2 protein-coding genes are annotated in these 1,739 nt (G+C 65.3%); both read left to right on the top strand.

Annotated elements, in window-relative coordinates; genetic code table 11:
* Positions 1-74 precede the first annotated feature (74 nt).
* Complete coding sequence (locus FAZ21_RS20005; protein ID WP_136775187.1) at positions 75-1,136, top strand: hypothetical protein; 1,062 nt, start codon at positions 75-77, stop codon at positions 1,134-1,136.
* 2 nt (positions 1,137-1,138) lie between these two features.
* Complete coding sequence (locus tag FAZ21_RS20000; protein WP_136775186.1) at positions 1,139-1,627, top strand: DUF4376 domain-containing protein; 489 nt, start codon at positions 1,139-1,141, stop codon at positions 1,625-1,627.
* The last annotated feature ends 112 nt before the right edge of the window (positions 1,628-1,739 follow it).

Raw genomic sequence — 1,739 nt, 5'->3', positions numbered from 1 at the left:
GTGAGCCAGTACCTGGGGGTCGCCAAATCGGCGACCGAACTGGTGACCGACGACGCCGGCTACGTGGTGCTGTGATGGCTGCACGTCGTCCGCTGGTGCTGGTGAATGGCAGGCGCCAGCAGTTGCCGGCCGGCGACCGGCTGCCGGGCGCGGCGGTCGATCTGACGGGGATGGTGACCGCCGATGCAGGGCTGGTAGTGCCGACCGACAGCGTGCGGGATGGGATGGGCAAGCTGCAAGCACAGCTTCAGGCGCGGTCGGGGCGCAACCTGATCGTGGATGGCCGATATGACCTGTGGTACGAGGGGACATCGTGGTCAACCTCCGGCTACGGTGGCGCCACCATGTTACGACTGGCGTTCTTTACCGCCTCCGCCACGGTGAGCCGGCAAGCATTTGCCATCGGCGAGATCCCGGTCGCCTCCGCAGCGTTTTACCCGCGCACCGTGTTTGTCGGCGGCTCGGGGGGGGCCAGCCACGTGATCCTGTCCCACCGTCTGGAAAACGTGCTGAGCGTAGCCGGGCGCACGGTCACCATCTCGTTCTACGCGCGTAGCCCGCAAGCGCTGAAAATCGCCCTCGAACTACAGCAACTGTTCGGGATCGGAGGCAGCGCCAGCGAGTTCATGCCCATCGCCGCCATCCCGTTGACGACCGACTGGCAACGCTATGTGTTCACCGCACAGTTTCCCTCGGCGGCCGGCAAGGCCGTCGGCCCGGGGGATTCCTGGAACGTCACCCTGTGGCTCAGCAGCGGCCCCGATTTCGCAGCTCGCAGCAGCTACATCGGGGTGCAGAGCGGGACTATTGATGTTGCGTGCATGCAAATGGAGTTTGGATCGGTCGCGACCGTATTCGATGAGTCGCTGAACTACCAGGACGCGTGCACCGCGGTGGGCTGGTATTACCAGAACTATTCGGGGTACTGGGTGCTGTCCAGCCAGCCCTACACCGCCAATATCAACACGCACGAAGTGCCACGGATGCGCGAGCCGGTATCCGTCATCCAGGCGCCGAACTCGGGAACGGGAGCGAGCTGGCTGGTGGCAGTGCGTTCCGGGCTCACGACGCTCCGCCAATCCGGAGTGCACTCCGTGGATAGCGCCGGCACCCTCATACTCGATTCGAGGTTGTAACCATGTACCAGACCGTCGATGCGCAACACGTACGCAACCTGGAAACCGGCGACCTGATTGCCCTGGGTACCTGGTGCTGGGAGGCGGTGCAGGCATGGCTCGACGCCGGCAATGCCCTCCTGCCCGCGACCTGGGTGGACCCGGGCGACGCCCGGCGACAACTCAATGTGGCCATCAACACCTGGCGCACCCAGATGGAGAACAGCGGATTCCCTGCGTTGGACCACTGGTGGGACAGCGATGACATGGCGCGCGAACGGCTGACGCTGACGCTGCTGGCCGGGCAGGGCTCGCCGGTCGGCTACTGGAAGGACGTGGAGAACAACGCCGTTGCGCCTGGCGACGCCGCCATGATCGCCACCCTGTACGGCGCCATGGTCGAGTACGGTGCCCTGATTTTCGCGCGGGCCGAACAGATGAAGGCCGAAGTCGCTGCGCTGGCCGCTGCGCAACTGGCCGACTACCGGATCGGCTGGCCGCTGGCCGCCTGATCCACTCACAGCACGCAGCCCCGCCATGGCGGGGCTTTTTATTGGGAGCGAACCATGCAACTGGTGTCGAACTGGCGACGGGCGCTGGAGATGCGCAGCGTCCAGATCATGC

This window comes from Chitiniphilus eburneus (assembly GCF_005048205.1).
GTDB lineage: Bacteria > Pseudomonadota > Gammaproteobacteria > Burkholderiales > Chitinibacteraceae > Chitiniphilus > Chitiniphilus eburneus.
Note: the sequence above shows the minus strand (reverse complement) of the source record. Positions and strands in the feature narration are given on the sequence as shown.